At 76.5% G+C, this 7,089-nt stretch carries 4 protein-coding genes and 1 pseudogene; all 5 read right to left on the reverse strand.

The window, feature by feature from the left end:
• Positions 1-20 precede the first annotated feature (20 nt).
• Entirely contained in the window at positions 21-1,712 is a 1,692-nt protein-coding gene (locus GPJ59_RS31315; RefSeq protein ID WP_219671298.1) for an ABC transporter transmembrane domain-containing protein, read from the reverse strand.
• Positions 1,709-3,229 carry an AMP-binding protein gene (locus GPJ59_RS31320; protein WP_219671299.1) on the reverse strand — a complete coding sequence of 507 codons (1,521 nt, stop codon included), beginning with the start codon at positions 3,227-3,229 and terminating at the stop codon, positions 1,709-1,711. The genes GPJ59_RS31315 and GPJ59_RS31320 overlap by 4 nt, the downstream gene beginning before the upstream one ends.
• Positions 3,230-3,261: 32 nt before the next feature.
• The gene (locus tag GPJ59_RS31325; RefSeq protein WP_308120586.1) at positions 3,262-5,052 is read right to left on the reverse strand and encodes a condensation domain-containing protein; all 1,791 of its coding nucleotides are present in this window, start codon (positions 5,050-5,052) and stop codon (positions 3,262-3,264) included.
• Positions 5,049-6,782, reverse strand: coding sequence for a carbamoyltransferase family protein (locus GPJ59_RS31330; protein ID WP_219671300.1), 1,734 nt, complete (start codon positions 6,780-6,782; stop codon positions 5,049-5,051). Before GPJ59_RS31330 ends, GPJ59_RS31325 begins: the two co-directional genes overlap by 4 nt.
• A 69-nt stretch (positions 6,783-6,851) precedes the next feature.
• A pseudogene (locus GPJ59_RS31335) lies at positions 6,852-7,089 on the reverse strand (XRE family transcriptional regulator); the annotation flags it as partial.

Genomic DNA, 7,089 nt, shown 5'->3' on the forward strand with positions numbered 1-7,089 from the left:
GGCCTGGGTGGGGGTGGTGGTCATGAGGGCACTCCTGCGGAGCGGTCGGTGCTGCCGGGGAAGCCTGCCGCGTCGAGGCGGACCACGTGGTCGGCAGCGCCCCGCCACAGCGGGCTGTCGCTGAGGACCACCGTGGTCCGGCCGGCGCGCAGGGCGGCGACCCGGTCGACGATGCGGGCCTCGGTGTGGGCGTCGACGGAGGCGGTGGGGTCCTCCAGGATCAGCACGTCGGGGGCTGCCAGCAGGGCGCGGGCGAGGACCAGCCGCTGGCGCTGGCCGCCGGACAGGGCGCGGCCGCCCTCGTCCAGCCAGGCGTCCGGCCCGCCGGGCAGGGCGTCGACGACATCGGCGGCGTCGGCGGCGAACAGGGCCCGGGCGAGGTCCTCCCGGGACCGGTCGGACCCGGCGGCCAGCTCCTCGCGGACGGTCCCGCTGAAGAGGATGTCGGCGGGTCCGGAGCGCAGCAGCCGGGCGGACACCTCGTCGGGGTCGGCCCGGTCCAGGGGTACGCCGCCGAGCCGGACGGCCGGGGACCCGGCGCCGGCCCCGGCCCGGCTGAGCCGGTCGGCGAGGTCGCCGGTGCGGTCCGCGGGCGCGGTGACCACGGTGAGCCGGCCCGCCGCGGCGGTGATGCCGGTAGCGGAGTCGGCCAGCGAGAGGGCGCCGGCCGGCAGCGGTTCGGGGTCGGCGGGGCGGACGGCCTCGGGGGCCAGCCGCAGCAGGGTACAGACCCGGCCGGCGGCGACCTTGGCGAGGCTGAGGGTCTCGGCGGCCTCGGTGGCCGTACTCACGGGCAGGGTGAGGAAGGCGGAGGCGCCGTAGAACGCGACGAGTTCACCGGCGGTGATGGTGCCGCTCAGCGCCAGCCGGGCACCGAGCCAGACGATGCCGACGGTGACCAGTCCGGGCAGCAGGACACCGGCCGCCTGGAGCCAGGCCTCCATCCGGCCGGCGGACTCACCGGCCCGGCGCACCTGCTGGCTGGTGCGCCGGAAGCGCTCGGCGAAGCCGGCCTCGCCGCCGATGCCCCGCAGGATGCGCAGCCCGGCCACGATGTCGCCGGCCTGGGAGGTGGCGATGCCCATCTGCTCGCGCTGGGCCTCGTCGCGCTCCTGGAGGGGCCGCAGCAGAGGGCCGATGCCGAGGACGGCGGCGGGGACGCCGATGAGCACGGCCAGTCCTAGGACGGGCGAGGTGACGGTGAGGGCCACGGCCACCAGGACGGCGGCGACGACCGCGCCGATGGTACGGCCGACGACCTCGAAGGCGTTGCCGATGCTCTCCACGTCCGCCGCGGCGGAGGCGGCCACGTCCCCGGAGCGGGCCTTGCCGCGCAGGGTGGCGCCGAGCCGCACGACCTGCCGCATCAGCACCCGGTGCGTGACCGACAGGGCATGGGCCTCGGCGCCGACGGCGGCCTGGATCAGGCCGGCGCCGGCAAGGGCCTGGAGGATGCCGAGGCCCAGGGCGAGCAGCGACCACAGGTAGAGCCCGGCCTGCCCGCCGGCCTGCCCGGCCTCGTCGATGGCCCGCCCGATGACCAGCGGGATCAGCGCGAGGGGGACCATCCAGAGGGCGCCGAGCACCGCGGCGAGGACCAGCGGCCAGGGGCGGATCCGGGCCAGCCACCACAGGTAGGCCCAGGGGCCGCGGGCGTCCGCCTCGGGTACGGCGGCGGGGTCGACCGAGGCGTCGAAGAGGCGGTTGGTCACAGGTACCGGTCCCGGGTGCCCGCGCGGTCGACCTTGCCGGTGCGGGTGTGCACCAGCTCGGGCACGGCGATGATCCGGTCGGGGACGAAGGGATCCGGCACGGCGGCCCGCAGCCGCTCGCGCAGGGCCGCGGCGACGTCCTGCGCGCGGGGTGCGTCGGGCGCCTCGCCCGTCTCGGGCGCGAGGACCACGAAGGCGACCAGGACCGTGTGTTCGCCCTTGGTGTGCGCCGCGGCGGCGACGGCCGTCACCTCCGGGAGCCGGCCCACGGCCCCTTCGACGTCCAGCAGGTCCACCCGGTGGCCGCGGATCTTGACCTGGTGGTCGATCCGGCCGTGGAAGACCAGCGAGCCGTCGGCGTCCTCCGTGACAAGGTCGCCGGTGCGGTACCACCGGCCGGGGCCGGCGCCGGGGGCGTCCTCGACGAAGCGTGCGGCGGTGCGCTCCGGATCGTCGATGTACCCGGTGGCCAACTGCGGCCCGGACACGAGGAGTTCGCCGGGGCCGTCCGGCACGTCGGGCCGGGGTACCACGGCCTGCCGTACGGAGGGCAGCGGGCGGCCGATCGGCACCCCGTCGGGGAAGGCGGCGGGCGCGCCGGGGCCGGCGAGCACGGCGCTGTGGGTGACCAGCGCGGTCTCGGTGGACCCGTAGGTGTTGAGCAGGACGACGTCGTCGGCGCCGAGCCGGTGCCAGCGTTCCAGCATGTCGGGCCGAACGGCCTCGCCGCCGATCACGAAGGTCTCGACGGAGGCGGGCAGCGGCCGTCCGGTGTCCAGCAGATGGCCGGTGTAGAGGTGCCAGTAGTCGACGGGCAGGTTGACGAGGGTGACCTCGTGGTCGGTCAGGACGCGGTCGAGGTCCGCCTCGCTGTCCTCGTCGAGGACGACGAGCCCGCCGGACAGCAGGGCGGGCAGGACCTCTTCCAGGCTGGTGTCGCCGTCCGCCCGGTGGAAGTTGAGGGCGACGGTGTCGGGTCCGGCGCCGTACTGCCGGCACAGGTGCGGCAGGACGGCGTGCAGCGCGCCGTGCGGGACCGCGGCCGCCTTGGGGGCACCGGTGGAGCCCGAGGTGAACAGGACGTACGCGGGGTCCTGCGCCCGGACGGGTTCGCCGGCCTCGCGCAGCGGGGCGCGGGAGCGGCCCCAGTTGGGCCGCAGGACGCGGTCGACGGCGGGCAGCCGGCCGGTCTCGGCGGTGGCGATCAGCTCGCGGCAGCCGAGGGCGCGCAGGGCCCGGTCGGCGTGCCCCTCGGGGCCGTCGGCGACCGGGACGTAGCCGCGGCCGGCGGCGAGGGTGCCGAGGACCGCCGCGATGTCGCGGACGCTGTGGTGCGCGTGGATGGCCACCGGAGGGGCGCCCGCCGGGGCCCGGGTGGCCACGAGGTCGGCCACCGCCCCCGCCCAGCGGGCCAGTTGGCCGTATCCGACGGTCACCCCGTTGTCGACCACCGCGGGCCGGTCCGGGTCCGAGTGGGCGATGGCGAAGAAGGGGTCCAGCACGCTGGGCAGGATCATGGCAGGCGTCTTCCGGTCCGTCCGTGGGGTGTTCAGCGGGTGGGGGCCTCGGATGCGCCGGGCGTGTCGGGCCCGGCCTGGGTGTTCAGGAGCGTGGTGAGGGCGGCCCGGTGGCGGGCGGCGAGCGCGCTCACGGTCGCCTCCTCGTACAGGGCGGTGGAGTACCACCACTCGACGCGCAGCGTCCCGTCGTCGGTGGTGGCGATCACCTCGACCGCGTGCGGGCGCGTCCAGTGCGGCGCCGTGATGTCGCCGACCGGCTCCGGGGCGATGTCCGGCAGCAGGGTGCCCAGCGGCAGGGAGTCGGCGTCGTCGCCCTCGAAGTCGAAGGAGACGTCACTGGGCGGGGCGGCGCGCAGCACGGCGGCGATCCGCGGCCGGCCGTGCCGGGCGAGCGCGCCGTGGCCCACTCCGCCGCCGGGCATGGCGGCGAGGTGGCCCACGGTCCGGGCGAGGCGTTCGGCCGGGGTGCCGGGGGCCAGGTCCAGGCGGACCGGGACGGTGGTGGTGAACCAGCCGGTGGTGCGGGCCAGATGGCTGTCCCCGACGGTCTCCTCGCGGCCGTGGCGCAGGACGTCCACGCGGACCGCGCCCTCGCCGAGCCGCTCGGCGAGCACCTCGCCGAGGGCGTGCAGGACGAGGTCGCCGGGGTGGGCCCGGTGGACCCGGGCCGCCGCGTGGAGACGGGCGGTGAGCTCCGCCGGGAACTCCTCGCGGTGGATGGCCGCGGTGGCGGCGGTGTTCACGGCACGCGGGTCGGCCACCGGATGGTCGGGCGGCAGGGTGGCGGGGGTGCGGGCCACCTCCGTCCACCACTCGGCCTGGTCCTCCGCCTCGGGGGTGCGGGCGTGGGCCGCGAGGGCCTGCGCCCACTCCGGGTACGAGGTGCCCTCGACGGGCCACACGTCCTGCCGGCCCGCCTCCAGCGCGGTGTACACCTCCTCCAGGTCGGCGAGGAGCACGGACCACGAGACCATGTCGATCGCGAGCTGGTGGACGACGATCAGCAGCCGGCCGGGCCGGGCCGGGCCGGCGTCGAAGCGGACGAAGCGGGCCACGCGGCCGGCCCCGGGGTCCAGGGAGCCCTGTTCGACCTCGCACCGCAGGGTGACCGCGTCCGACAGCTCCGCGTCGGCGAGTTCGCGGACGTCGACGGTGTCGAGCACCGGGCCGAGAGCCGCCGCGGGCGGGCCGTCGGCGGCCAGGGCGGCGGTCTCCTGCCGGGGCCGGCGGGCCGGGCGGTCCTCGACGGCCAGGCGCAGCGAGGCGTGGCCGGCCACCAGCCGCCGGACGGCCTCGGCGAACAGCCCGGGGTCGATTCCCGGCCGGGTGGTGAAGAGCATGGCCTGGTTCCACCGGCGCCGCTCGCCGGTCTGCTCCTCCCAGGCCTGTTCCTGGGACGGGGTGAGGACGACCGGGCCGTGGGCGGTGCCGGGCGGGTCGGCCTCGGCTCCGCCGCGCCGGGCCGCCCGCTCGGCGACGGCCTCGGCGAGGCGGGCCGTGGTCAGCTCGGGCGCGAACAGCTCGCGCAGCTGCACCCGTACGCCGAAGGCCGCTTCGATGCGGCGGGCGGTGCGGATCAGGTCGAGGGAGTCCACGCCGAGGTCGCGCAGCGGGGCGGTGAGGTCCGCGTCCGGGTCCAGGACCGCTTCGGCGAGCCAGTCCGCGAGCCGGGCGTGGACCTCCTCGGCGGACGGGGCGGACGGGGTGGACGCAGCCGTGGCGGGTTCCGCGCCCGACGCGGACGGGGCGGACGGGGCGGCCGGAGCCGGGGCGGGTTCCGCGGCCGCCCCGGGACCCTGCTGCCGTACGGGGGCGGTCACGCGCCGGCCTCCCCGGGGAATCCGGCGGGGCGGCGTACCAGGAACGGGCCGAGGGCGAGGGCGTCCAGGGGCAGCCGGTGGAAGGTGGCGAGGGCGTCGCGGGGGGTGCACACGACCGGTTCGTCGCGGCCGTTGAAGGAGGTGTTCATGATGACCGCGGTGCCGGTGTGCCCGCCGACCTCGCCGATGAGGCGGTGGTAGAGCGGGTCGACGGCGGCCGAGACGGTCTGCGGCCGGGTGGTGCGGTCGCTGTGGACGACCGCCGGCATGGCCGCGGCGCCGGCCTCGGTCACCGGGGTGGTGACGATCATGTACGGCAGCGGGGTGGCGGTGCCGATGAGGGCCTCGGCCGCCTCCTCCTGCATGCTGGGGGCGAACGGGCGCCACGCCTCGCGGTCCTTGATGCGGACGTTGACCCGGTCGCGGGTGGACTCGGGGTCGGGTACGGCGACCATGCTGCGGTGGCCCAGCGCGCGGGGCCCGCCCTCGGCGCGGCCCTGGAACCAGCCGGCCACCCCGCCGGCGGCGAGCACCTCGGCGGTGGCGGCGGCGATGTCCGCGGGCTCGGTGTACGCGGTGCCGGAGGCGTCCAGGACGCGGCGGATCTCGTCGGGGGACCACTGCGGGCCCCAGGCGACCGAGCCGTTCATGGGCCGGATCCGGTCGCCCTCCTGGGCGGCGACCCAGACCGCGGCGCCGAGCGAGACTCCCTGGTCGCCGGCGAGGGGCTGGACGAAGAGGTCCTGGACCTCGGGCATCCGCATGATCTTGCCGTTGAGGGTGGCGTTGAAGCCGACGCCGCCGGCGATCAGGAGCGTGGTCTCGCCGGTCTCGCGGAGCAGGCCGCGTACCAGTCCCATGACGGCCCGTTCCAGGGCGGCCTGGGCGGTGGCGGCGATGTCGCGGTACTCGAAGGGGTCCCGGTCGGTGACCGTGCCGTAGCGTCCGGCGCGCGGGTCGAAGCGGCGCACGCCGCGGTTGGGGGCGTCCGGGAGGGTCTTCTCCAGGTGCTCCAGCCAGTACCGGATGGTGGCCGTCTCCTCGTCCGTGCTGCCCGTGGAGCGCAGGCCGGGCGGGACGACGCCGACGGTGAAGTCCTCGTCGGTGAAGCCGAGGGCGCCGCCGAAGGTGAGGTCGCCGGGGGTGCCGTAGGACGCCAGGCCCATCATCTTGCCGGCGGCGTCGGCGCCGAGGCCGGCGTACTCGCAGACGGCGGCGTAGAAGTAGCCCAGCGACCAGCCGGGGGTGTGCGCGCGCAGCGTCTTGATCTCGCCGTCGATGCCGACGGCGAGGGTGGTGCTCTCGTTCTCGCCCTGGCCGTCCAGGACGAGGATCGCGCCGCGGTCGCGCCCGGAGAGGTGGTAGGCGCTGGCCGCGTGGGCGATGTGGTGGCCGACGAAGGTCAGCCGCGGGTCGCGGGTGCGCGGGAACAGCGCCTTGGGCAGCAGGTGTTCCAGGGCCTCGGCGTCGCTGTCGAACCAGTCCAGGCCGCGGTCCGCGAAGAGCGTGGGCAGGTCCCACCCGTGGGCGACCACGTCGATGTCGTCCAGGGTGAGACCGCCCTCCGCGAGGCAGTAGGCAGCCGCGTTCAGCGGCGCCTCCCCGTAGGCGTGCTTGTGGCGGGTGAAGCGTTCCTCCTCGGCCAGCGCGACGACGTCGCCGTCCACGACGAGGCAGGCGGCACCGTCGTGGCTGGCGCCGGGCCAGCCGTTGACTCCGAGCACACGCATGGTCAGTCCCCAAAGGTCGGTCGGGATCTTCCGGTTCCGCCTCGGGCCCGCAGGGCGCTCGGCGTCCGGTCACGCCAACGGATCTTGTCGGTCCGCCGGGTTGTACACGACCTGGGAGTTTGTGCGGAGATCCGCGGCGAAGATCGCCGATGCGGCTTTCAGCACCGCGTTGGCGTGCCGCAGTTGCTCGACCTCGCTGCGCAGCCGCCGCAGTTCCGCCCGCTCGTCGGCGCTCAGCGCGTCGGGGGCGGGGCGGCGCGGGGCGGCACCGGCCGGGGCGGCACCGGCCCGGGCGGCGGTGCGGGAC

Source organism: Streptomyces bambusae (genome assembly GCF_019400985.1).
Taxonomy (GTDB): Bacteria; Actinomycetota; Actinomycetes; order Streptomycetales; family Streptomycetaceae; genus Streptomyces; species Streptomyces bambusae_A.

Excerpts from the sequence above, each read along its gene's own strand:
- GPJ59_RS31320 (WP_219671299.1), bottom strand. The coding sequence starts at position 3,229 with ATGATCCTGCCCAGCGTGCTGGACCCCTTCTTCGCCATCGCCCACTCG.
- GPJ59_RS31330 (WP_219671300.1), bottom strand. The coding sequence starts at position 6,782 with ATGCGTGTGCTCGGAGTCAACGGCTGGCCCGGCGCCAGCCACGACGGT.